A 22,379-nucleotide genomic window follows, 5' to 3' on the forward strand; every position below is an offset into this window, starting at 1 on the left:
GGCTCAACTCTAGGGAGCGCGCAGCGGGGACGGATCACCCCTCTGACGGGCGGACCGTCGGCGGTGCGACCATGGCTGGCGTGGACCAGCAGGACGCCCCCGAACCAGACGCAGCAGAGGCGGCCGAGCAGGCTGCCGAGGACGCCGCGGAGCGCGCGCGCGAGGTCCACCTGACCATGGATCTCTGCCTGCGGATCGGCGAGATGCTCCTGTCCTCGGGTGCTGGTGCCGCCGACGTGACGGCGACGATGCGCTCGGTCGCCGACCACCTCGACCTGCGCCAGGCCGAGATCGACGTGACCTTCACGGCCCTCTCCATGAGCTACCAGCGGACCGTGGACGACGTACCGACGCTGATGATGCGCCACGTGCAGCAGCGCGACATCGACTACGAGGACCTGACCGCGGTCGACCACCTGGTCCGCGACATCCTCACCGACCAGTGCGACCTCTACCTCGCGCGGTCGCGGATGGCGACGATCGTCTCGCTCGGCCACGCGTTCCCGCGCTGGGCGGTGACCGTCGCGTGGTCCGTGATGGCCGCCGCCGTCGGCGTCTTCCTCGGCGGTGGTGTGGTCGTCTCGGTCGTCGCCGCGGTCTCCGCCGCGCTGATCGACCGCGTGCAGCTGGCGATGGCCCGACGGCGGCTGCCGTTCTTCTACCTGCAGGTCGCCGGCGGCACGATCGCGACCCTCCTGGCCGCCGCTGTCGCGGCGTCACCCGTCGACGTCGACCCCTCGCTCGCCGTCACCGCCAACATCATCATGCTGCTCGCCGGCATCGGCCTGATGGGAGCCGTGCAGGACGCGCTCACCGGCTTCTACCTCACCGCCAGCGCGCGCCTCATCGAGGCGATGATGGCCACGGCGGGCATCATCGCCGGCGTGGCGCTCGGCATCTCGATCGCCGACGGCCTCGGCTTCCGGCTCGAACAGCTCGTCCCCGGCAAGCTCGGCAGCATCTCGGAGCTGCCGACGATCCTCGTCGGCGCGGCGGTGTCCGCGGCCGCGTTCAGCGTGGCGTCGTACGCCCCGCGCCGGGCCGTGCTGCCCGTCGGCCTCATCACCGCGGTCGCGGCGGCGATCTCGCAGGGCGTGGAGTACGCCGGCTTCGGCCGGGCGGCCGCCGCGGGTGCTGCGGCGTTCTTCATCGGCCTGGTCGCCTACGCCGTCGCCGGTCGCGTGCGGGTGCCGCCGCTGGTCGTCGCGGTGCCGGCGATCGTGCCGTTCCTGCCGGGCCTCTCGATCTACCGCGGCCTGACCTTCCTGGCCGACGGCGGCTTCTTCGTCTCGCAGGGGATCCTCGCGCTGATGACCGCCATCTCGGTCGCGATCGCGCTGGCGTCCGGCGTGATCCTCGGGGAGTACGTCGCCCAGCCGCTGAAGCGCGAGGCGCGCAGGTTGGAGGGCCGGCTCGCCGGGCCCCGCCTGGTCGGTCCGTTCCGGGCGATGACCCGCGCCGAGCGGCGGGCCTTCAGGAGGTCGTCGGCCGACTGAGCTCGGCCAGCCGGTCGAGCCAGCGCTGGGCCGTGCCGTCGTACGGCGCCCGCCGGGCGCGCACGTCCGCGAGGACCGCGTCGCAGCTGGCCTGCGCCTGCTCGACGACGTCGGCGGGATAGCCGTAGGCCACCTGGTGCTCGGCGAACTCGTCCTCGTCGTCGACGAACACCTCGCCCGCCACCCGGCCCGCCTTCTCCGCCTCGGCGTAGACGGATGCCGGGAGCGGGTCGCGCATCCGGATCACGTCGAGGTCGAGGTCCACCGCGCGCAGCACCGTGCCGTCCCAGCGGGCCGGCGTGGCGATGTCGACGTAGAGGTCGCACCAGATGCCGGGCGCGTGGAACGTGGCGGCGTACCACCCGTCAGGGGTCACCAGCGTGACGCAGTCGGCCTGGGAGACCAGCTCGAGGCCGGGGCGCGTGTTGACCGTGCGCTCGGGGAACCCGAGCCACTCGCCGTGCTCGTCGGACCCGAGGTGGATGCCGTCGAACTCCCAGTGCGGCCGGTCGCCCCACTTCGTCATCTCGACGCGGATCGGGGTCCCAGGCTCCATGCCCCGACCCTAGGTCAGCGGGGGAGGTTGACGGTGACGGTGGTGTTGCCCAGGCTGGTGTCGAGGGAGACCGCGCCACCGTGGGCGGCGACGATGGCCTCGACGAGGGAGAGGCCGAGACCGGCGCCGCCGGCGCGGGTGCGGGCGGCATCACCGCGGACGAAGCGCTCGAAGGCGCGAGGGGCCAGGTCGGGCGGGAAGCCCGGTCCGTCGTCGTGGACGGTGAAGCCGGATGCGGTGCCAGTCACCGTGACGGTGCTGCCGGCCGGGGTGTACTTGCGGGCGTTGGTCAGGAGGTTCGTCACGACCTGGTGCAGCCGCGCCTCGTCGCCGGGGACGGTGAGCGGCGCGTCGGGCAGGGACAACCGCCACTGGTGGTCGGGGTCGACCACGCGGGCGTCGTTCACCGCCTCGAGCAGCAGCCGGGAGAGGTCGACCGGGGTGCGCTCGAGCGGCCGCCCGGAGTCGAGGCGCGCGAGCAGGAGCAGGTCCTCGACGAGCCCGGTCATCCGTGCCGACTCGGTCTCGACCTTGGCGAGCGCGGTGGGGGTCGTCTCAGGGCGGTTGCGGGCCAGCTCGGTGTAGCCGGCGATCGTCGCCAGGGGCGTACGCAGCTCGTGCGAGGCGTCGGCGACGAACTGGCGCACCTGCTGCTCGCTGCGGTGCCGCTGGTCGAGGGACGCCTCGACGTGGTCGAGCATCGCGTTGAGCGCCGCGCCGACCTGGCCGACCTCGGTGCGCTCGTCGGTGAGGCGCGCGGGCACCCGCTCGGACAGGTCGATCTCGCCGGACGCGAGGGGGAGCTCGGCGACGCGGTGGGCGGTGCCCGCCACCTCGCGCAGGGGCGCCAGCTGACGGCGTACGACGAACAGGCCGGCGGCTGCCGCACCGGCCACGCCGAGGAGGGTGGCGAGCAGCTCCCACCGCACCAGGGACTCGATCGTCTCGTCCACCTCGCCGACCGGCAGCCCGGCGACCACGCGCGGACTTCCCTCGCTCGTGGCCATCACGCGGTAGCTGCCCATGTCCGGCAGGGCGACCGTGTGCACACGACCGTCGGTGGGCACGTCCTCGAGGATCGCCAGGGCGTCGGCGGACAGGGGCTCGAAGTCGGCCGGCCCCCGGCCCCCGTCCGCGATCAGGTCGCCGTCGGCGTAGTCGGCGTAGAACATCGCCATCACCGTGCCGACCCGTTGGCCCCTGCCCTCGCGCTCGTCGGGTTCGTCGCGTTCGACGCGGAAGTTGATCGGCGGTGCTGCATACGACCGTCCCAGCGCACCGCGTACGTCGTCGTCGAGCTGGCCGTAGAGGTAGCCGCGCATGGCCAACGTCGTCGTCAGGGCGATCAGCAGCGCGGCGACCGCGACCAGCAGCACCGCGACCGCGACCAGGCGGGCGGTCAGCGTGCGAGGCAGGGCGACCCTCACGGCGCCGGCTTCAGGACGTAGCCCGCGCCGCGCATCGTGTGGATCATCGGGTCGCGGCCGGCGTCGATCTTCTTGCGGAGGTAGGAGATGTAGAGCTCGACGACGTTGGCCTGCCCGCCGAAGTCGTACTGCCACACGCGGTCGAGGATCTGCGCCTTGCTGAGCACGCGGCGCGGGTTGCGCATCAGGAAGCGCAGCAGCTCGAACTCGGTGGCCGTCAGGCCGATCTCGGTGCCGGCGCGGTGCACCTCGTGGCTGTCCTCGTCGAGCGTCAGGTCGCCGACGACGAGCACGTTGCCCGCATCGGCCTGGGCGGCGCTGCCCCCGCGCCGGATCAGCCCACGCAGCCGTGCGACGACCTCCTCGAGGGAGAAGGGCTTGGTGACGTAGTCGTCGCCGCCTGCGGTCAGGCCGGCGATCCGGTCCTCGACGGCGTCCTTGGCGGTGAGGAACAGGACGGGTACGTCGCTGCCGTCGGCGCGCATCCGGCGCAGCACCTCGAGACCGTCGAAGTCGGGCAGCATGATGTCGAGCACGACAGCGTCGGGCCGGAAGTCGCGCGCGGTGGAGACCGCATCGGTGCCGGTGTGGGCCATCGCGAGGTCCCAGCCCTCGTAGCGCAGCGCCATCGCCAGCAGCTCGGCGATGTTGACCTCGTCGTCGACGACGAGGACGCGCACGGGGGAGCCGTCGGGGCGAACAAGGACCATGCCCGCATCCTGCCGCCGATTCCTGTGGAGTTCCTGTGCGACACCTGTCCGGTCCCGGTCAGTGTCGGTTGAGTCGGGCAGCCTGCTTGGTCAGGTGGGTCCTCTCGGCCGCACTGGTCGCGAGGGCGGCCGCCTCGGCGTAGAGCCGTGCGGCTGCGGCGAGGTCGCCCTCCTTCTCGTGGAGGTACGCCGACACGGCCCGGTGGCGCGGCAGCGCGGGGTCGACCTCGGCGAGGGCGGCGAGCCCGGCGCGGGCACCGTCGGCCTCACCCACCGCCACCGCCCGGTTGAGCCGCACGACCGGACTGCCGGTCAGGGCCAGCAGCTCGTCGTACCACTGCACGACCTGCACCCAGTCGGTCTCCGCCGCCGTCGGGGCGTCGGCGTGCAGGGCGGCGATCGCGGCCTGGAGCTGGAACTCGCCGCGCCGCTCGCGGGCGAGCGCGGCCTGGAGGACGTCGACGCCCTCCTCGACCAGGGCGGTGTCCCACAGGTCGCGGTCCTGCTCGGCGAGCGGCACGAGCGTGCCGTCCGCGCGCAACCGGGCGGGACGCCGCGCGTGGTGGAGCAGCATCAGGGCGAGCAGCCCGTCCGTCTCGGGATCGGTCGCGAGGGACGCCAGCTCGCGCGTCAGCCGGATCGCCTCGGCGGCGAGGTCGACGTCGCCGGAGTAGCCCTCGTTGAAGACCAGGTAGAGCACCCGCCGCACGGTCGCGAGGTCACCGGGACGGTCGAACGACTCGCCCGACACCGTCCGCTTCGCCCGGCTGATCCGCTGCGCCATCGTCGCCTCGGGCACCAGGTAGGCCTCGGCCACCTGCCGCGTCGTCAGGCCGGCGACTGCCCGCAACGTCAGCGCGACGGCGGACGCCGGTGTGAGCGCGGGGTGCGCGCAGAGGAAGAAGATGCGCAGCGTGTCGTCGGCCGACCCTACCGGGCCGGCGCCGGGCTCGGCGTCGACCGCCTCCTCGCGCCGCTGCCGCGCCGCCCCGGACCGTACGCCGTCGAGGAACCGCCGCCACGCCACGGTGACCAGCCAGCCCTTCGGGTCGCGCGGCGGGTCTTCCGGCCACGTCCTGACCGCCTCGACCAGCGCGTCCTGCACGGCGTCCTCGGCCGCCGCGAAGTCTGCTCCGCGGCGGACGAGGACGCCGATGACCGACGGGACCAGCGGCCGCAGCGTCGCCTCGTCGAACGGGTCGGGCACGACCCGGTCAGTCCCCGGTCGCGGTGGGCGCGCCGTAGAAGGGGCGCACCTCGAGCCACTCGTGGATCGGCTTGCCGCCCGCGCCCGGCGCGAGCGACAGCTCCCCGGCCAGCGCGATCGCGCGGTCCCAGCCGTCGACGTCGACGACGTACCACCCGGCGATGAGGTCCTTGGTCTCGGCGAACGGCCCGTCGGTGATCGGCTGGCCCTGCTCGTCGCCGCGGACGAACGCGCCCTCCGGCGACAGCGCCTGGGCGTCGACGAACTCGCCCTCGGCCTCGAGGCGCTTGCCGAAGTCGTCCATGAACGTCATGTGCGCGTCGACCTCCTCCGGCGTCCACTGGTCCATCGGGACGTCGTTGACGGTGGCCGGGGCGCTGCCGCGGTAGTGCTTGAGGATGAGGTACTTCGGCATCTCGGATCTCCTTGTCAGGTGCGGCCCATTGTGGCCGCGTCCACACCGGGGACGGAGCGGGGCGCGGGTTCTCGACATCGAACGAGAGAAAGGTTCCCAACCGATCTGTCGTGCCGTCCGTCTGACAAGTGAGACTGGCGGCACCGAGGGGGGACGAGCAGATGGGCGATCGCGACGCCGAGTTCACGGCGTACGTCGTGCAGCGGCGCCCGCAGCTCTATCGCCTCGCCTTCCTGCTGTGCAGCGACGCCCACCGGGCCGAGGACATCGTGCAGGTGGCTCTCGCCAAGCTCTACGGCGCGTGGGACCGGGCGTCCCGGATGGACGGGATCGATGCCTACACCCGCCGGATCGTGGTCAACAGCCACCTCGACGACACTCGCCGGCCGTGGCGTCGCGAGCGGACGAAGGAGGTCGAGCAGCTCGACGGCCCGGCCGCCGTCCCGCTCGGGATCGAGGAGACCGATGCCCTCTGGTCGGCCCTGCGCGGCCTGCCCGAGGGGCAGCGTCGGGTCGTGGTGCTGCGCCACTACTGGGGCCTGTCGGTCGAGGAGACGGCACGCGACCTCGGCATCAGCACCGGCACCGTCAAGAGCCAGAGCTCGCTCGCCATCCACCATCTCCGCCGGGTCCTCGACCCGGCCCCCAGCGCGGGAGAACGCAGATGATCGACCTCGAGGACCGCCTGCAGGCGCTGGCCGACGACGTCACGGTGCCACCGACCGACTCCGCTGCCGACCTCGCCCGTGGCCGCCGCCGGCAGCGACGGCGACACATCGCGGTCGCCTGCGCCTCGGGGGTCGCCGCCGCGGTGGTCGTCGTCGGTGCGGGCGTCGTGCCCGACATGCTCACCGCCGACCCGCCGCGCGACGTCGGGCCGGCGAACTCCGGCACGACGCGCGCCCCCTACGACACCGCGGACGATCCGCAGCAGTACCCGGCCGGGCTCCTCTCCGCGTCCGAGTCCGGGATCCGGGCCGACGTCGAGAGCGCGCTGGGGCTCGAGGAGGCCCCGCTGGAGCTGATGATGGTGAGGAGGCCCGACTACGACCCGAGCGGAATGATGGTCACGGCGTCCACCTCGATGGGGGTCAGGGTGCCCGGCCGCGAACGCGTCGCCCAGGTCGACGTGGTCGTCGCCCGCACGTGGGAGCAGACCGCATGGCGGACGGGCTACTCCTGCCACCCGGGCTGCGAGACCTACGAGCTCGACGGCCGCACGGTCGAGACCGGGACGTATGACGGCGGGTGGGGGTGGGCGCACCAGCGCGCCGACGGCACGGTCGTGACCGTGTGGCTGGGGATCGATCCCGACCGCGTGGGGGTGGAGCGCAGCGAGGTGGACAGGCTGCTGCAGCGGGTGTCCCTGTCGAGCGAGCGCGACGAGCCCGCCGGATGGGGTGGCGCCCTCCTCGACATGGCGATGACCCACCTGCCCACCGGCGACTACTCCCTCCGGACCGGGGCGTCCGGTCTCGGCCCGTCGTTGCACGCCAGCTATGTCGACGGTCCGGAGGACCTGGGTGAGCTGACGTGGGAGGGCGAGCTCCTCGACACGGCACCCACGGGTTGCCCGGCGGAGTTCTCCCGGTGCGAGCGGCGGGTGATCGACGGTGTCGAGGTCACCCTCAAGCACATCGGGGAGGGCATCGAGAAGGGCTACGTCTGGGTCGAGAACGACGGCGACCGGGTGCGCTCGCGCGTGCTCCTCGAGCCGTACGGCAACGCCTGGGTGGTGGCGCTGGACCGGGTGGCCGCACTGCTCGCCGACCCCACGTGGCAGGAGATGCCGGACTCCCAGAGCGTGCCCAGCAGGTAGGGGGGCCACCTCACGGTGACCTCAGAGCGTGTTCACAGGTCGTCCACAGCCAGCGGGCACAGGCTCCTGCCATGACCGACGACGCGCCCCGCCCCCACGACGAGACCCAGCCCGTACGCCCCGAGGGGGCGGCGCCGCCGGCGAGCGATGCGCACACCACCGACCCGGTGGCCCGCCGCGGCTTCCGCGAACGGCTGGGCCGCCTGCGCCGGACCGAGGGCAGCGACCGCTCCTACGGGCTGGCCGCGCTCGTCGCGTCGGCGCTGGCGGGCATCATCGTCGGAGGCCTCGGCTTCGCGGCCGTCCACGCCATCGGCGACGACGGGCAGGACCGTGGCGGCTGGATGCAGCAGCGCGACGCGGACGACCGGGGTCCGGGTCGTGGCGGCATGCACGGTGGCCCGCGCGGCGTACCGAGTCAGCTCCCACCGACCACGCCGCCGGAGGACGAGGGCTCCACGTCCTGATGTCGCGCGCGATGGATTTCCACTCCCTCGAGTGGAAATCCGTCACGTGCTGAGCGTGGGCCGGGCCAACGGGACCTGAACTTCCACTCGTACGAGTGGAAATCCATCGCGACAGGGCGACCGCGGGTGAAACCTGTTGCGACGGTCGGCGAGAATGGCCCCCGTTGTGAAGATCACCTATCCCGCCGAGCTCCCGGTCTCCGCACGCCGCGACGACATCGCTGCGGCCATCCGCGACCACCAGGTCGTGATCGTGGCCGGCGAGACCGGGTCGGGGAAGACCACGCAGCTGCCCAAGATCTGCCTCGAGCTCGGTCGCGGGGCCGGTCCCGCTGAGGGCGGGAAGCTGATCGGGCACACCCAGCCGCGCCGGATCGCCGCGCGCTCGGTGGCGGAGCGGATCGCCGAGGAGCTCGGCACCGATCTCGGCGACGTGATCGGCTACCAGGTGCGGTTCACCGACCGCACGTCGAAGGCCAGCCGGGTCAAGCTGATGACCGACGGCATCCTGCTCGCCGAGCTCCAGCGCGACCGCGACCTCCGCAAGTACGACACGATCATCATCGACGAGGCCCACGAGCGCAGCCTCAACATCGACTTCCTCCTCGGCTACCTCAAGCGCCTGCTGCCGCGTCGGCCCGACCTCAAGCTGGTGATCACCAGCGCGACGATCGACGTCGACCGCTTCGCCGCGCACTTCGACGCGCCCGTCGTCGAGGTCTCGGGTCGTACGTACCCGGTCGAGGTCCGCTACCGCCCCCTGCTCGAGCTGTCGGAGGACGACGAGGACGGCGAGCCGGTCCAGCGCGACCAGACCGAGGCGATCGTCGACGCGGTGCGCGAGCTGTCCGCCGAGGGCCCGGGCGACGTGCTGGTCTTCCTGCCCGGCGAGCGGGAGATCCGCGACACCGCCGACGCGTTCGACGCGCTCAAGAGCGACCGGCTCGAGATCGTCCCCCTCTACTCCCGCCTCAGCGCCGCCGACCAGCACCGGGTCTTCTCCAGCCACCCGTCGACCGTGCGTCGCGTCGTGCTGGCCACCAACGTCGCCGAGACCTCACTGACCGTCCCCGGCATCGCGTACGTCGTCGACACGGGCGTCGCGCGTATCAGCCGCTACTCCGTGCGCACCAAGGTGCAGCGGCTGCCGATCGAGCCGATCAGCCAGGCCTCCGCCAACCAGCGCTCCGGTCGTTGCGGGCGCGTCTCCGACGGCATCGCGATCCGGCTCTACTCCGAGGAGGACTTCGAGGGGCGTCCGGAGTTCACCGACCCCGAGATCCTGCGGACCAACCTGGCCAGCGTCATCCTCCAGATGGCGTCGTTGAAGCTCGGCGACATCGCCCGCTTCCCCTTCGTCGAGCCGCCCGACCGTCGCAACGTCAAGGCCGGCACCGACCTCCTCGAGGAGCTCGGAGCGGTGACCACCGAGGCAGCCCCACAACGTCATACGGACAGGACAAGCGGTCGCCCCGACCGTATGACGTCCCGACCGGGCGTCCGGCTCACCGATGTCGGTCGCCGCCTCGCTCGCCTCCCGATCGATCCGCGCCTGGGCCGGATGATCCTGGAAGCGGAGCGCCTCGGGTGCGTCCGCGACGTCCTGGTCATCGCCGCCGCGCTCTCCATCCAGGACCCGCGCGAGCGGCCGGAGGAGCAGCGCCCGCAGGCCGACCAGCTCCACGCGCGCTTCAAGCACGAGTCCAGCGACTTCCTCACCTGGCTCAACCTCTGGCGCCACATCAAGCAGCAGCAGAAGGAGCTCTCGTCGAGCGCCTTCCGCCGGATGTGCAAGCGCGAGTTCCTCAACTACATGCGGATCCGCGAGTGGCAGGACTACGAGTCCCAGCTGCGCCAGGTCGCGAAGGAGATGAAGCTCGAGGTCGGCCACCCATCCGACCTCCCCGACGAGGACGGCATCCACCAGGCCCTGCTGTCCGGGCTGCTCAGCCACATCGGCGCGCTCGAGGAGCGCGAGCAGGGCAAGCCGGGGGAGCGGCGGCCGATGCGGGAGTACCTCGGCGCCCGCAACGCCCGCTTCGCGGTCTTCCCCGGCAGCGTGCTGAAGGGCCGCAACCCCGGCTTCCTGATGAGCGCCGAGCTCGTCGAGACCTCCCGCCTCTGGGCCCGCCAGAACGCGGCGATCAACCCCGAGTGGGCCGAGCGGCTGGGCTCCCACCTGGTCAAGCGGACGTACTCGGAGCCGCACTGGTCGCGCAAGCGCGCGGCCGTGATGGCGCGCGAGCGGGTCACGTTGTACGGCGTACCGCTGGTCGCCGACCGCCTCGTGCAGTACGGCCGGATCGACGCGCCGCTCGCCCGTGAGCTCTTCATCCGCCACGCGCTCGTGCAGCGCGAGTGGGACTCGCGCCACCGGTTCCTCGCCGAGAACGCGCGCCTGCTGGAGGAGGCTGAGGAGCTCGAGCACCGCGCCCGGCGCCGCGACATCGTGGTCGACGAGGAGACGCTGTTCGAGTTCTACGACGGTCGCGTCGGCGCCGACGTGGTGAGCGGGCAGCACTTCGACCAGTGGTGGAAGCGGGCCCGGCAGAAGCGCCCCGACCTGCTGACCTTCGACCCGGAGATGCTGACCCACGACACCGCCGCCGAGGTGCGCGCCCACGACTTCCCGACGCAGTGGCACGACAGCGACGAGGCCGGACTGACCTTCCCGATCAGCTATCACTTCGAGCCGGGCTCGGAGGACGACGGCCTCACCATCGACGTGCCGGTCGCGACCCTCAACCGCATCGACGCCGACGACTTCTCCTGGATCGTGCCCGGCCTGCGCGAGGAGCTGGTCACCGAGCTGATCCGCTCCCTGCCGAAGAGCCTCCGCGTCGCGATGGTGCCCGCCCCCAACACCGCCCGCGAGTTCCTCGCCGCCACGCCTCCCGGCGCCGAGCCGCTGCTCGACGCCCTCGAGCGATTCGCCCGCAGCACGCGCAGCCTGGTCATCGCCCGCGAGGACTGGGACTGGTCGAAGGTCCCGACGCACCTGCAGCCGACCTACCGCGTGGTGACCGAGGAGGGCGGCGTGGCCGGCCGCGGCAAGGACCTCGACGCGCTCAAGGAGCCGCTGCGCCCGACCTTCGAGCAGGCGATGGCCGACGTCGCGTCCGACTCCGGCGTGACGGCGACCGGCCAGACCACGTGGACCTTCGGCGCGATCGACGAGTCCTTCGTCCAGCGCCGGGCCGGTCACGAGGTGCGCGGCTTCCCGGCGCTGGTCGACGAGGGCGGAACCGTCGGGCTGCAGGTGCTCGCCACCGCGGAGGTCGCCGCCGCACACCACCGGCTGGGCGTACGACGTCTCGTGCTGCTCGCGCTCGGCCCGCCCGACCCGGTCGACGACGTGCTCGCCGCCGCCGGCCTCGACCAACGGGCCAAGCTCGCGCTCGTCGGGTCGCCGTACCCCAGCGTCGGCGACCTGCTCGCCGACGTGCGCGCCGCGATCGTCGGCGAGGTGGTCGACGCGCGGCCGACGGTGCGGGACGAGACGGCGTACGACGTCGTGGTGGCGGCTGCGCGCACCGCGGTCGCCGAGGGCATGAGCATCGCCGTGCACGACGTGATGCGGGTGCTCGAGGCGTGGCGCACGACCGACCGCGCCATCTCCGGGCGCGCCGACCTGATGACGCTGCCGGCGATGACCGACATGCGCGCCCAGGTCGCCCGGCTGATGGAGCCGGGCTTCGTCGGCGCGGCCGGCGTCTCGCGGCTGCGCGACTACCCGCGCTACCTCGCCGCCGTCACCCAGCGGCGCGAGCGCCTCGACGGCGACGTGCCGCGCGACCGCCAGCTCCAGGACCAGCTCTCCGGCCTGCAGGACGCGTGGCTGCACGCCGTCGCCGCGCTCCCCGAGGGCCAACCGGTGCCGCAGCACCTGCGCGAGTCCCGCTGGCTGCTCGAGGAGTACCGCGTCTCGCTCTTCGCCCAGCAGCTCGGCACGCGGGAGAAGGTCAGCGACCAGCGGATCCGCAAGGTGATGGGCACCTCCGCCTGACAGCGTGTCTAGGCTGGTTCGGTGACCGGCCGCATCCACCACCGCCCGATGACGCCGGGCGACGGCTTCTTCGACGAGATCGTCGGCGGTGCCGACCCGGCCCAGGTGCGTGAGGCCGGGGACCTGGCCGCGACGATCCTGGTCCGCGGTGCCCGTGACTCCGACGACCCTGAGCTCGCCGAGCGGATCGTCCACCTCGCCGAGAGCGAGGGCCTCGAGACCCTCGCCGAGGTCTGGTCGGGTGCGCCCTCCGACACGCTGGCCGGCAGCCTGTGGCGGCTGTTCCTGCTGCGCTCGTGGGTGTACGCCGACCCGGAGCGGGTGGCGGGCGAGTACGACGCCGGCCACCGTCGGGTCGACGTGGCGCGGGTCGTGGCCGGGGTGGCCGACCCGCCAGGACCCGACGAGCTGCGCAGCATGGTCGACGACGTGCTGCGCGGGATCGCCCGCGGCGACTTCGCGGTGACGTTGTTCCGGGCCGCTGCGTTCGCCCGCATCGTCGCCGCGGGGCGCGCGAGCCTCGGCGAGGCGACCCACGAAGAGATCACCCGGATGCTCGTGCTGTCCGAGCAGCTCGAGGCTTCCGGCCAGCTGGAAATCGCGCACACGCTGGGGTGACGTCTTACAATGGGTCCTGAGTGCGTCGGGCCGTGGCAGCCCCGGGTCCCACAATTAGCCGCTACGAGCGGCCACGCGCCGTGAGGCGCTCCCGGTCCGGCGCACTCGCTCACGTCGTCAGGCCCTAGGGTCGCCGGATGACGATCGGCAAGCGGATCCGCGCCTTCTTCTCCTCCTCCGCCACCGGCACGGAGCCCGGCCGCTACGCGCCCGACATCGACGGCGAGCCCGACCCGGGCGAGATCGTCTGGGCCTGGGTGCCCTACGAGGACGACCCGTCGCAGGGCAAGGACCGGCCGGTCCTGCTGCTCGACACCGCTGGGCCGACCGACGGCGACGGATGGGTCGGGCTGATGCTCAGCAGCCAGGACCACGACCGGGACGCCGAGGACGAGGCCCGCCACGGCCGCCACTGGATGGACGTCGGCACCGGCGGGTGGGACAGCCAGGGCCGACCCAGCGAGGTGCGGCTCGACCGGCTGATCCACCTCCGGCTCGACGACGTACGCCGTGAGGGTGCTGCGCTGGACGAGACGATCTTCCGCGACGTGGTCGAGGCGTGGCGTGGGCTGTCCCGTTAGGGTTCCCCCGTGCTTGCCCGCCCTTCCTCCCTGCGCCGCAGCGGCCTTCTCGCCTGTGCGGTGACGCTCGCGCTGTCGCTGGCGGCGTGCACCGACGACGCGGATCCGGACCCGGGCCCCGGCACGTCGCCGACGAAGACCTCCAAGCCGACGGAGAAGTCGCGCAAGGTCACGTTCGGCGCCTACGGCACCGACGAGGAGGTCGCCGCCTTCCAGAGCGTCGTCGACTCCTTCAACGCGAGCTCGACCACCCGACAGGTCACCCTGAAGTCGTGGCCCGACCACGAGTCCGCCCTCGAGGACGTCCTCGCCGGCAACGCTCCCGACGCCTTCCTGACCTCGCGCATCGACCTCGGCCAGCTCGTCGGTGCCAAGGCGCTCCAGCCGGTGAGCCTGCTGCTTGACGAGCGCGGGGTCGACTTCGGCGACCGCTTCTCGCGCGACGCGGTCGACGCCTTCGCGATGGACGACGAGCTCCAGTGCATGGCCTACTCGGTCTCCCCGATGGTCATCTACTACAACACCGACCTCGTCGACTTCGACAAGATGGAGCGCCGCGAGCTCGACGTGCCGACCGCGGACGACGAGGGCGTACGAGACCGCTGGACGCTCGCCGAGTTCGAGGCAGCCGCGCGCTTCGCCTCGCGGCGCGGTGACACCCGCGGTGTCTGGATCGACCCGACGCTCCAGGGTCTCGCGCCCTTCATCTACTCCGGCGACGGGCAGGTCTTCGACGACGACCGCGAGCCCACCTCGCTCGCCTTCTCGGACGACAACACGCGTGAGGCGCTCGACCAGACGCTCCGGGTCCTGCGCGACTCGACCATCACTCCGACCAACGCCCAGCTCGCCCGGGCCACCCCCGTGCAGCTGTTCAAGCGCGGTGAGCTCGCGATGATCGCGGGCTTCCGCAACCTCGTGCCGCAGCTGCGCGACGCCGAGGACCTCGACTTCGACGTGCTCCCGATGCCGATCATCGACTCGCGCGCGACCGTCGGCGACATCAACGGGCTCTGCATCTCCGCCGACTCCGAGGTCGTCAACGACGCGGCCGACTTCATCGCGTACGCCGTCTCGGACGCCGCGATCGCCACGGTCGCCGCGACCGGCTACATCGTTCCCGCCAACACCCAGGTCGCCGCGTCGGAGGAGTTCCTGGCCACCGACGACGAGCCGGCCAACTCAGCGGTGTTCAACGCGAGCATCCGCTACATGGTCGTGCCGCCGTTCATCGACCAGCGGGTGGAGCTCGTCGAGGCGGTGACCCCGCTGCTCGAGCGGCTCGTCACGGCACCCGGGATCCTCGACCTCGAACTGACCACCGAGCAGATCGACCAGGCGTCGCAGCCCATCCTGTCCCCCGAGGAGACCGAGTCGCCGACCGAGGACCCCTCCGAGTCACCCACCGAGTAGGCCGCGGGGCTACTCCTCAGGCTCCTCCGGCTCGACGTCGCCCACCAGGATCGCGCCGACCAGTGCGCCGGTCACGAGCTCGGCCTGCCACGGTCGGGCGCCGAGCGCCGCCAGCTGCTCGCGTACGGCGGTGGCGAGGTCCGCCGGGTCGCGGGTCGCCGGGGGTGCCCACATCAGCCGGCGGAGGTAGTCGGGCGTGAGCAGGTTCTCGACCGGCAGGTGGTGCACCTCGGCGAGGTTGAGCATCGACTCGCGTGCCGCCCGGAAGCGGCGGTCGGCTGCGGGCTCGCGCTCGGCCCACGTGCGGGGGTGCGGCGGTCCGTCGCCGCGCGGTGCACGCGCGGGCAGCTCGTCCTCGGTCATCTCGCGCACCCGCTCGAGCGCGTCGACCCAGGTGGCGGAGTAGCGTCCGGCGCCGCGGCCGTGGAAGCCCTGCGTCGCGAGCAGCGCCCGTCGATCGGTCGGCATGGCGGTCGCGGCGACGACGATCGCGGAGTCGGGGAGGATCCGGCCCGGCGTCACGTCGCGCTCGGCGGCGATGGCGTCGCGGGCCTCCCAGAGGGCGCGGGCCGCGCCGAGCGCCCGGCGTCCGCGCAGGCGGTGCACCCCGGACGTACGACGCCACGCGTCCACGCGCACGGCCGGCTCGAAGTCGAGCAGGTGGTCGAACTCCTGGCGGGCCCACTCGGCCTTGCCGGTCTCCTCGAGCTCGGCAGCGATGTGGTCGCGCAGCTCGATGAGGACCTCGACGTCGAGCGCGGCGTACTCCAGCCACGGCTTCGGCAGCGGACGCGTCGACCAGTCGGCGGCGGAGTGCTCCTTGCGCATCCGCTGGCCGAGGACGGTCTCGACGAGGGTCGCCAGCCCGACACGGGGGTAGCCGAGCAGGCGCCCGGCGAGCTCGGTGTCGAAGAGGCTGGTCGGCGTCAGACCGACCTCGCGCAGGCAGGGGAGGTCCTGGGTCGCGGCGTGGAGGATCCACTCCGAACCGGCCAACGCCTCCTGCAGCGGGGCGAGGGTGGTCATCTCGATCGGGTCGACCAGCCAGGTGCCGGCGCCCTCGCGGCGCAGCTGGATCAGGTAGGCCCGGTTGGAGTAGCGGTAGCCCGACGCGCGCTCGGCGTCGATGGCGACCGGTCCGGTGCCGGCGGCCAGCGCGGCGCTCGCCTCGGCGAGCCCCTCGTCGGTGTCGACCACCTCGGGCAGGCCGTCGCGCAGCACCAGGAGGGGAGCGGGCTCGGTCTCGGCCGCCTCGGGCTCGGTCTCGGGAGTCCCCGGCTCTGGGGTGTCGGTCATGCTCAGGTGCCGCGCTGACCGCGCCGGCTCGGGATCGCCGTGACGCCCTCGGGCACCGGCGGCAGACCGACGGCGGTGCACATCAGCTCACCCCACGCCTCGACGTGCGAGGTCATGTCGAGGCCGTCGTCGCCGACGGTCGGCGTCCACGACGCCCGGATCTCGACCTGGGCGGTGCCGGGCTCGTCGGCCATCCCGCCGAAGCTCTCGGTGGTGACGCACGTGACGGTCCCGGAGGCGGCGTGGAACGCGGCGCCGTGCGCCTCGAGCGCCTCGGTCAGCCACGACCAGCCGACCGCGGCCAGCATCGGGTCGGCACCGAGCTCGGGATCGATGTCGGCGCGGGCGTAGGCCACGCAGCGGTAGGTGCCGTCCCACGCGTCGTTGCCTGCGGGGTCGTGCAGCAGGATCAGCCGGCCGGTGCCGAGGTCCTCGTCGTCGACGGTGACGTCACCGCTGAGGGCCGACGACCACGGCGCGATGCGCTGTGGCGCGGGCATCTCCTCGCAGAAGACCTCCGGGCGCAGCGACGCCTGCCGCATCGACTCCACAGCCGCACGGAATTCCGCGGGCCCAGCCCCGGCAGCACTGCCCGGGTGGGTCTCGTGACGGGCCACCATTCGGCCAGAGTAGGCCAGCCATGCGCTCCGCCGATGTGCCGCCACGCCGCCTGACCTGCGAAGATTCGGCAGTGACAGCTTCAGGGACCGACGCCTCCGCCACCCGCCACCCCGGACTGTCCGAGAGCCCGTTCCTGGTGGCCGCCCGCGGCGGCACGCCGTCGCACACTCCGGTCTGGTTCATGCGCCAGGCCGGTCGCTCCCTGCCGGAGTACCTCAAGGTCCGCGAGGGCATCGGGATGCTCGAGTCCTGCATGGACGCCGACCTCGTCACCGAGATCACCCTGCAGCCCGTACGCCGCTACGGCGTCGACGCCGCGATCTTCTTCTCCGACATCGTGCTGCCGCTGAAGGCGGTCGGGGTCGACCTCGACATCAAGCCGGGGGTCGGCCCGGTCGTCGCCTCACCGGTGCGCACGCTCGCCGACGTCGAGGCGATCCCCGACCTCACCGACGAGCACGTCCCCTTCATCTCCCAGGCCGTGCGCCAGCTCGTCGCCGAGCTCGGCGCGACCCCGCTGATCGGCTTCGCCGGCGCGCCCTTCACCGTCGCGTCCTACCTCGTCGAGGGCGGGCCGTCGAAGGAGCACGCAAAGACCAAGGCGATGATGTTCGGCGCCCCCGACGTGTGGGACGCGCTGATGCGCAAGATCGCCGGCATCGCGGCGGCGTACCTCCGGATCCAGGTCGAGGCCGGCGCCTCGGCCGTGCAGCTCTTCGACTCGTGGGCGGGTGCTCTGACTCCGGCCGACTACCGCGCCTCCGTCATGCCCCACTCGGAGCGGGTCCTCGCCTCGGCCGGCGAGCTCGTCGTGCCGCGCATCCACTTCGGCGTCGGCACGACCAACCTCCTGGGCCTGATGGGCGAGGCCGGCGCCGACGTGGTCGGTGTCGACTGGCGTACGCCGCTGGAGCAGGCCATCCCGCTCGTCGGCGACCGCGTCGTGCAGGGCAACCTCGACCCGACGCTCGTCTTCGCGCCCACCGACGTGATGACCGCGCGCGCCGCCGAGGTCATCGAGGCGGGACGCGCGGCCAAGGGGCACATCTTCAACCTCGGCCACGGGGTCATCCCGTCGACGAACCCCGATCAGCTCACTGCGCTGACCGAGTTCGTGCACGGCTACTGATCGGCGTCACGACCGCCGGGTCCGGCTCCAGTGAGGCGAGGTAGGACCCCGCCTGCCGCACGAGCGCGGTCTGCAGGTCGCGCACCGGCTCGGGCACCCGCTCGGCGCGGCGGCGCAGCATCAGCAGGGTGACCGTCGTGGCGCCCTGACCGGCCAGGATCGGCCGCGTCGTGAGGACCCCGGCGCGCACCAGCGGGTCACCGGTGATGGAGAAGTCCGGCAGGATCGAGATCCCGAGCCCGGCCGCGACCATCGCCTTGCCCATCTCGGCGCCGTCGGTGGCATACGTCGTCTCCGGCAGCGAGCCGGCGAAGAGCCGGTGTGCGAAGCGGTGCATCACGAAGCCCGGCCGCATCAGGACGTGCGGCTCGGCGCGCAGGTCCTCGACGCTCACCCGGGCCTGCGCTGCGAGGGGGTGGTCGGCGCGCATGCACGCGACCGGGGTGCCCTCGATCAGCTTGTCGGCGACGATCGAGGTCGGGATCTCGTCCCCGGGAAGCACGTTGACCAGCCCGAGGTCGAGCGAGCCCTCGGCGAGGCCCTGCTGGATGTCGGCCTGACGGGCGTTGACCACCTCGACGCCGCCCGACCCGTGCTGGGCGTGCAGGTCGCGGAGGGCGGGCGCCAGCAGGGTGGAGGAGGCGGCGTTGACGGTGCCGATGCGCAGGTCGCGACGACGCACGGACTGCTGGCCCGCGGCCTGGCGCAGCCGGTCGACGGCCTCGAGCACCTCGGTCATGTTCTGCAGGAGGTCGAGCCCCTGGCGGCTGATCCGCGAGCCGGTCCGGCGGCGGTCGAGGAGGGTGGCGCCGAGCTCCTTCTCGAGCTTGGTCACCGCCTCGCTCAGCGCGGGCTGGGAGATGTGCATGGCCTCGCTCGCCCGGCGCAGCGACCCGTGCTCGGTCACCGCCGCGAGGTACTCCAGTTGTTCGATCCGCACCTGTGCTCCTGGGTCGTCGTGTCGTGTTCGCTAAAGTCTAGTGAATAACTATAGTAATGCGCGGCAACGCACCGATCGAGGAGTCCACACATGAAGTTCCACTGGTTCCTGCCCACCAACGGCGGCGACGGCCGGCAGGTCGTCAGCGGCGGCCACGGCGTCGAGCACGGCAACGCGGGACGGCCCGCGAGCGTGCCCTACCTCGGGCAGATCGCCCGCAGCGCCGAGCAGCTCGGCTTCGAGGCCGCGCTGACCCCGACCGGCGCGTGGTGCGAGGACGCGTGGCTCACCACGGCGATGCTCGCCCCGCTGTCGGAGCGGCTCAAGTTCCTCGTCGCGTTCCGGCCCGGACTCACCTCGCCGACGCTGGCCGCCCAGATGGCCGCGACCTTCCAGAACCTCACCGAGGGTCGCCTCCTGCTCAACGTCGTCACCGGCGGCGAGTCCCACGAGCAGCGGGCCTACGGCGACTTCCTCGACAAGGACGGCCGCTACGAGCGCTGCGGCGAGTTCCTCTCGATCGTGCGGCGGCTCTGGACGGGCGAGGAGGTGACGTACGCCGGCAAGCACCTGCGCGTCGACCGGGCCAGGCTCCAGCAGCTGCCCGACCCGGTCCCGGGGATCTACTTCGGGGGCTCGTCGCCCGCCGCAGGCGAGGTCGCGGCCGAGCACGCCGACGTCTACCTGACGTGGGGCGAGCCGCCGGCCGCCGTCGCGAAGAAGGTCCAGTGGATCCGGGAGCTCGCGGAGAAGAAGGGCCGCGAGCTGACCTACGGACTGCGCGTGCACACCATCTCGCGCGACACCTCCGAGGAGGCGTGGGCTGAGGCCGACCGTCTGCTCGAGGGCATCTCCGACGAGGACATCAAGCGCGTGCAGGAAGGCTTGAAGCGCTCCGAGTCGGTCGGCCAGAAGAACATGCTGGCCCTCAACGAGGGCAGCAAGGACGGCCTCGAGATCCACCCCAACCTCTGGGCCGGTGTCGGCCTGGTCCGCGGCGGCGCCGGCACCGCCATCGTCGGCAGCCACGAGGAGGTCGCCGACCTCATCGAGCAGTACGCCGCCGTCGGCATCGACGAGTTCGTGCTGTCCGCCTACCCCCACCTCGAGGGTGCCTACCACTTCGGGGAGGGCGTCCTGCCGGTGCTCGAGAAGCGCGGCCTGTGGACCAACCCGGCTCCGGTGCGCAACCGGTCGTCGGTCCCCTTCGGCGCCCAGCGGGCCGCGTCATGAGCACTCGCGTCGCCGTCGTCGTCGGCAACCCCAAGCCCGTCTCGCGCACCTACGAGGCCGCCCTGACCCTGGCCGAGCACCTCGGGGGCGCCGACCTCGTCGTCGACCTCGCCGACCACACCGACGAGCTCTTCGACTGGTCGTCCTCGACGATCAACGAGCTCGTCCAGGAGGTCGCGTCGAGCGACGTGGTCATCGTCGCGAGCCCGACCTACAAGGCGACCTACACCGGGCTTCTCAAGGTCTTCCTCGACCGCTTCCCGCACCAGGGGCTCGGCGGGGTCACTGCGATCCCGCTGATGCTCGGCGCGGCCGACACCCACGCGCTGTCGGTCGAGCACGGCCTGCGCCCGCTGCTCGTCGAGCTCGGGGCGTCGGTGCCGACCCGGGGGCTGTTCGTCCTCGACTCCGAGCACGCCGACGCCGCGCCGTACGACCGCTGGTTCGCCGGCGCCGAGCACCTGCTCCCGTCCACCCCCGCAACCTCGACCAGTCAGGCGGTGTCCGCGTGAAGTCCTCCCCGTCCACGCCCGCGCTCGACCCCCGCACCCTCCGCGACGCCTTCGGCGCCTTCCCGTCAGGTGTGGTCGCCGTGGCGGCCTCCGTCAAGGGCCAGCTCACCGGCATCGCCGCGTCGTCGTTCACCTCGGTGAGCATCGACCCGCCACTGGTGTCGTTCTCGATCTCGACCACCAGCTCGACGTGGCCGCTGCTGCGCGAGGCCGACCACCTCGGCATCAGCGTGCTCGCCGACCACCACGACGCGGTGTGCCGCCAGCTCGCCGGGCCGCGCGAGGAGCGCTTCGCCGGGCTGCCGTTCCGGGTCACCGAGAACGGATCGGTCCTCCTCGACGAGGCCGTCGCGACCTACGACTGCTCGGTGCACCAGGAGGTCGTCGCCGGCGACCACCTGATCGTGCTCCTTGCGGTGCACGAGGTCGGCGGCGGCGGTGGCGAGCACCCGCTCGTCTTCCACCGCTCGGGCTTCGCGAAGCTCCACCGCGACGACCTCGACCCCGCCCGCCTCGACGGCCGGATCAACGGCGCCGAGGTCGGTTCGCGGGAGTCCTCGCACGAGTCCAAGGAGGACGCCGCATGAGTGCGCACAAGGACACCACCCTGCCGCCCAGCCCCCGCCGGGTGGCCGTCGCGTCCGCGGTCGGCGCCACCATCGAGTGGTACGACTTCTTCCTCTACGGCACGGCCGCCGCCGTCGTCTTCGACAAGCTCTACTTCAACGGTCTCGACGGTCCGGCCGCGCAGTTCGCCGCGTTCGCGACCTTCGCCGTCGGCTTCTTCGCCCGCCCGATCGGCGGCCTGGTCTTCGGCCACTTCGGCGACCGGATCGGCCGCAAGCAGATGCTGCTGCTGACGCTCGTGATCATGGGCATCGGCACCGCCCTCATCGGGTTGCTGCCGACGTACGACTCCATCGGCGTCTGGGCACCCATCGCCCTCGTCGTGCTCCGCGTGCTGCAGGGCATCGGCGTCGGCGGCGAGTACGGCGGTGCCGTGCTGCTCGCGGTCGAGTACGCCCCCGCGGAGCGCCGCGGCTTCTACGGCAGCTTCGCCCACATCGGCGTTCCCGGCGGACTCGTCCTCGCGGCCGGGGCCTTCTCGCTCGCCGGGCTGCTGCCCGAGGACGACTTCCTCGCCTGGGGCTGGCGCGCCTGCTTCCTGGTCAGCATCGTGCTGCTCGGCATCGGCGCCTACATCCGGCTGTCGGTGATGGAGACGCCCGAGTTCGCCAAGGTGCAGGAGCGCAAGGAGATCTCGCGGCTCCCGCTGAAGGACCTCGTCGCCGAGCAGCCGCGCCCGCTGCTGCTGGGCATGGGCACGCGCTTCATCGAGGGCTTCACCTTCAACCTGTTCTCCGTCTACCTGCTGGCCTACGTCGCGACGAACCTCGAGCTGCCGCGCAGCTGGGCGCTCGACGCGATCATCGTCGGCGCCGCCATCGGTGTGGTGCTGGTGCCGATCGCCGGCGCCCTGTCCGACAAGGTCGGCCGCAAGCCGGTCTACCGCGTCGGTGCCTGGCTCGGTCTGCTGTTCGCCTTTCCTGCGGCCTGGCTTGTCCAGACCGAGAACCGCTGGGCGATCTCGCTGGTCTTCGTCGTCGGCCTCGGTGCGATCTACGGCATCGTCTACGGCCCGCTCGCCGCCTTCTGGTCCGAGCTCTTCGACACCCGCTACCGCTACACCGCGCTCAGCACGCTCTACCAGGTCTCTGGCATCCTCGCCTCCGGCCTCACCCCGCTCATCGCGGCGTGGCTGGTGACCACGGGCGACGGGACGCTCTGGTGGGTCGCGGGCTACAACGTGCTCGTCGCGGCCATCTCGCTCACCTGCGCGCACTTCCTGCCCGAGACCCGTGGCCGCGGGCTCGACCGCGAGGACGTCGACGCCCGCGCGGCGCGGGAGCCCGTCACCGTCTGAGTCGTAGAC

21 protein-coding genes are annotated in these 22,379 nt (G+C 72.4%); 13 read left to right on the top strand and 8 right to left on the bottom strand.

What is annotated here, in order from left to right; genetic code table 11:
* Positions 1-80: 80 nt before the first annotated feature.
* Positions 81-1,496, top strand: a complete 1,416-nt coding sequence (locus EUA06_RS06185; protein ID WP_242497988.1) for a threonine/serine exporter family protein — start codon at positions 81-83, stop codon at positions 1,494-1,496.
* Here EUA06_RS06185 and EUA06_RS06190 read toward each other — a convergent pair.
* Genes EUA06_RS06190 through EUA06_RS06210 form a run of 5 tightly spaced genes read right to left on the bottom strand, consistent with a single transcriptional unit; the run spans position 1,474 to position 5,811 of the window.
* Positions 1,474-2,052 carry a ribonuclease FAU-1 family protein gene (locus EUA06_RS06190; protein WP_129474139.1) on the bottom strand — a complete coding sequence of 193 codons (579 nt, stop codon included), beginning with the start codon at positions 2,050-2,052 and terminating at the stop codon, positions 1,474-1,476. The genes EUA06_RS06185 and EUA06_RS06190 overlap by 23 nt on opposite strands.
* A 14-nt stretch (positions 2,053-2,066) precedes the next feature.
* Positions 2,067-3,479: a sensor histidine kinase gene (locus tag EUA06_RS06195; RefSeq protein WP_242497989.1), complete on the bottom strand. Its 1,413-nt coding sequence runs from the start codon at positions 3,477-3,479 to the stop codon at positions 2,067-2,069.
* Positions 3,476-4,189 (bottom strand): response regulator transcription factor, encoded by a 714-nt coding sequence (locus EUA06_RS06200; RefSeq protein ID WP_129474140.1) that lies wholly within the window; start codon positions 4,187-4,189, stop codon positions 3,476-3,478. Before EUA06_RS06200 ends, EUA06_RS06195 begins: the two co-directional genes overlap by 4 nt.
* A gap of 58 nt (positions 4,190-4,247) precedes the next feature.
* Positions 4,248-5,396 carry an RNA polymerase sigma factor gene (locus EUA06_RS06205; protein WP_129474141.1) on the bottom strand — a complete coding sequence of 383 codons (1,149 nt, stop codon included), beginning with the start codon at positions 5,394-5,396 and terminating at the stop codon, positions 4,248-4,250.
* A 7-nt stretch (positions 5,397-5,403) separates the two neighbouring features.
* Positions 5,404-5,811 carry a YciI family protein gene (locus EUA06_RS06210; RefSeq protein ID WP_129474142.1) on the bottom strand — a complete coding sequence of 136 codons (408 nt, stop codon included), beginning with the start codon at positions 5,809-5,811 and terminating at the stop codon, positions 5,404-5,406.
* 161 nt (positions 5,812-5,972) lie between these two features.
* Here EUA06_RS06210 and EUA06_RS06215 point away from each other — a divergent pair, with 161 nt between their 5' ends.
* The 7 genes from EUA06_RS06215 (at position 5,973) to EUA06_RS06245 (ending at position 14,715) form a co-directional block, all read left to right on the top strand.
* Complete coding sequence (locus tag EUA06_RS06215) at positions 5,973-6,479, top strand: SigE family RNA polymerase sigma factor (protein WP_129474143.1); 507 nt, start codon at positions 5,973-5,975, stop codon at positions 6,477-6,479.
* Entirely contained in the window at positions 6,476-7,630 is a 1,155-nt protein-coding gene (locus tag EUA06_RS06220) for a hypothetical protein (RefSeq protein WP_129474144.1), read from the top strand. The genes EUA06_RS06215 and EUA06_RS06220 overlap by 4 nt, the downstream gene beginning before the upstream one ends.
* A gap of 71 nt (positions 7,631-7,701) precedes the next feature.
* The gene (locus EUA06_RS06225) at positions 7,702-8,097 is read left to right on the top strand and encodes a hypothetical protein (RefSeq protein ID WP_129474145.1); all 396 of its coding nucleotides are present in this window, start codon (positions 7,702-7,704) and stop codon (positions 8,095-8,097) included.
* Positions 8,098-8,251: 154 nt separating this feature from the next.
* Positions 8,252-12,103, top strand: a complete 3,852-nt coding sequence (gene hrpA / locus EUA06_RS06230; protein ID WP_129474146.1) for an ATP-dependent RNA helicase HrpA — start codon at positions 8,252-8,254, stop codon at positions 12,101-12,103.
* A 21-nt stretch (positions 12,104-12,124) separates the two neighbouring features.
* Entirely contained in the window at positions 12,125-12,721 is a 597-nt protein-coding gene (locus EUA06_RS06235) for a hypothetical protein (RefSeq protein WP_242497990.1), read from the top strand.
* A gap of 137 nt (positions 12,722-12,858) precedes the next feature.
* Positions 12,859-13,302: a type II toxin-antitoxin system PemK/MazF family toxin gene (locus EUA06_RS06240; RefSeq protein WP_242497991.1), complete on the top strand. Its 444-nt coding sequence runs from the start codon at positions 12,859-12,861 to the stop codon at positions 13,300-13,302.
* Positions 13,303-13,311: 9 nt separating this feature from the next.
* Entirely contained in the window at positions 13,312-14,715 is a 1,404-nt protein-coding gene (locus tag EUA06_RS06245; protein ID WP_129474147.1) for an extracellular solute-binding protein, read from the top strand.
* 9 nt (positions 14,716-14,724) lie between these two features.
* Here the strand turns inward: EUA06_RS06245 and EUA06_RS06250 are convergent, their stop codons facing one another.
* Positions 14,725-16,011, bottom strand: a complete 1,287-nt coding sequence (locus EUA06_RS06250) for an HRDC domain-containing protein (RefSeq protein ID WP_129474148.1) — start codon at positions 16,009-16,011, stop codon at positions 14,725-14,727.
* A 2-nt stretch (positions 16,012-16,013) separates the two neighbouring features.
* The gene (locus EUA06_RS06255) at positions 16,014-16,631 is read right to left on the bottom strand and encodes a DUF3000 domain-containing protein (RefSeq protein ID WP_129474149.1); all 618 of its coding nucleotides are present in this window, start codon (positions 16,629-16,631) and stop codon (positions 16,014-16,016) included.
* 71 nt (positions 16,632-16,702) lie between these two features.
* Here EUA06_RS06255 and hemE point away from each other — a divergent pair, with 71 nt between their 5' ends.
* Positions 16,703-17,761, top strand: coding sequence for a uroporphyrinogen decarboxylase (hemE, locus tag EUA06_RS06260; RefSeq protein WP_242497992.1), 1,059 nt, complete (start codon positions 16,703-16,705; stop codon positions 17,759-17,761).
* On the opposite strand, the gene EUA06_RS06265 is transcribed toward hemE, so the two are convergent.
* The gene (locus EUA06_RS06265) at positions 17,727-18,701 is read right to left on the bottom strand and encodes a LysR family transcriptional regulator (protein ID WP_129474151.1); all 975 of its coding nucleotides are present in this window, start codon (positions 18,699-18,701) and stop codon (positions 17,727-17,729) included. The genes hemE and EUA06_RS06265 overlap by 35 nt on opposite strands.
* Before the next feature lie 90 nt (positions 18,702-18,791).
* Between EUA06_RS06265 and EUA06_RS06270 the strand changes: the two genes are divergently transcribed.
* The 4 genes from EUA06_RS06270 to EUA06_RS06285 are packed head-to-tail and all read left to right on the top strand — an operon-like array spanning position 18,792 to position 22,370.
* Positions 18,792-19,934 carry an LLM class flavin-dependent oxidoreductase gene (locus tag EUA06_RS06270; protein WP_129474152.1) on the top strand — a complete coding sequence of 381 codons (1,143 nt, stop codon included), beginning with the start codon at positions 18,792-18,794 and terminating at the stop codon, positions 19,932-19,934.
* Positions 19,931-20,446, top strand: a complete 516-nt coding sequence (locus tag EUA06_RS06275) for an NADPH-dependent FMN reductase (protein WP_129474153.1) — start codon at positions 19,931-19,933, stop codon at positions 20,444-20,446. The genes EUA06_RS06270 and EUA06_RS06275 overlap by 4 nt, the downstream gene beginning before the upstream one ends.
* On the top strand, positions 20,443-21,033 hold the full coding sequence (locus tag EUA06_RS06280; protein WP_129474154.1) for a flavin reductase family protein: 591 nt from the start codon (positions 20,443-20,445) through the stop codon (positions 21,031-21,033). Before EUA06_RS06275 ends, EUA06_RS06280 begins: the two co-directional genes overlap by 4 nt.
* Positions 21,030-22,370, top strand: coding sequence for an MFS transporter (locus EUA06_RS06285; protein WP_129474155.1), 1,341 nt, complete (start codon positions 21,030-21,032; stop codon positions 22,368-22,370). Before EUA06_RS06280 ends, EUA06_RS06285 begins: the two co-directional genes overlap by 4 nt.
* Positions 22,371-22,379 lie beyond the last annotated feature (9 nt).

Origin of the sequence: Nocardioides glacieisoli, from assembly GCF_004137245.1 — a bacterium.
GTDB classification, from domain to species: domain Bacteria; phylum Actinomycetota; class Actinomycetes; order Propionibacteriales; family Nocardioidaceae; genus Nocardioides; species Nocardioides glacieisoli.

What these genes read in the sequence shown, in the direction of transcription:
- EUA06_RS06240 (WP_242497991.1), top strand. Translation starts at nt 12,859, where the DNA reads ATGACGATCGGCAAGCGGATCCGCGCCTTCTTCTCCTCCTCCGCCACC.
- EUA06_RS06190 (WP_129474139.1), bottom strand. Translation starts at nt 2,052, where the DNA reads ATGGAGCCTGGGACCCCGATCCGCGTCGAGATGACGAAGTGGGGCGAC.
- EUA06_RS06250 (WP_129474148.1), bottom strand. Translation starts at nt 16,011, where the DNA reads ATGACCGACACCCCAGAGCCGGGGACTCCCGAGACCGAGCCCGAGGCG.
- EUA06_RS06285 (WP_129474155.1), top strand. Translation starts at nt 21,030, where the DNA reads ATGAGTGCGCACAAGGACACCACCCTGCCGCCCAGCCCCCGCCGGGTG.
- EUA06_RS06225 (WP_129474145.1), top strand. Translation starts at nt 7,702, where the DNA reads ATGACCGACGACGCGCCCCGCCCCCACGACGAGACCCAGCCCGTACGC.
- EUA06_RS06200 (WP_129474140.1), bottom strand. Translation starts at nt 4,189, where the DNA reads ATGGTCCTTGTTCGCCCCGACGGCTCCCCCGTGCGCGTCCTCGTCGTC.
- EUA06_RS06220 (WP_129474144.1), top strand. Translation starts at nt 6,476, where the DNA reads ATGATCGACCTCGAGGACCGCCTGCAGGCGCTGGCCGACGACGTCACG.
- hrpA (WP_129474146.1), top strand. Translation starts at nt 8,252, where the DNA reads ATGGCCCCCGTTGTGAAGATCACCTATCCCGCCGAGCTCCCGGTCTCC.
- EUA06_RS06215 (WP_129474143.1), top strand. Translation starts at nt 5,973, where the DNA reads ATGGGCGATCGCGACGCCGAGTTCACGGCGTACGTCGTGCAGCGGCGC.
- EUA06_RS06275 (WP_129474153.1), top strand. Translation starts at nt 19,931, where the DNA reads ATGAGCACTCGCGTCGCCGTCGTCGTCGGCAACCCCAAGCCCGTCTCG.
- EUA06_RS06270 (WP_129474152.1), top strand. Translation starts at nt 18,792, where the DNA reads ATGAAGTTCCACTGGTTCCTGCCCACCAACGGCGGCGACGGCCGGCAG.
- EUA06_RS06210 (WP_129474142.1), bottom strand. Translation starts at nt 5,811, where the DNA reads ATGCCGAAGTACCTCATCCTCAAGCACTACCGCGGCAGCGCCCCGGCC.
- EUA06_RS06255 (WP_129474149.1), bottom strand. Translation starts at nt 16,631, where the DNA reads ATGGTGGCCCGTCACGAGACCCACCCGGGCAGTGCTGCCGGGGCTGGG.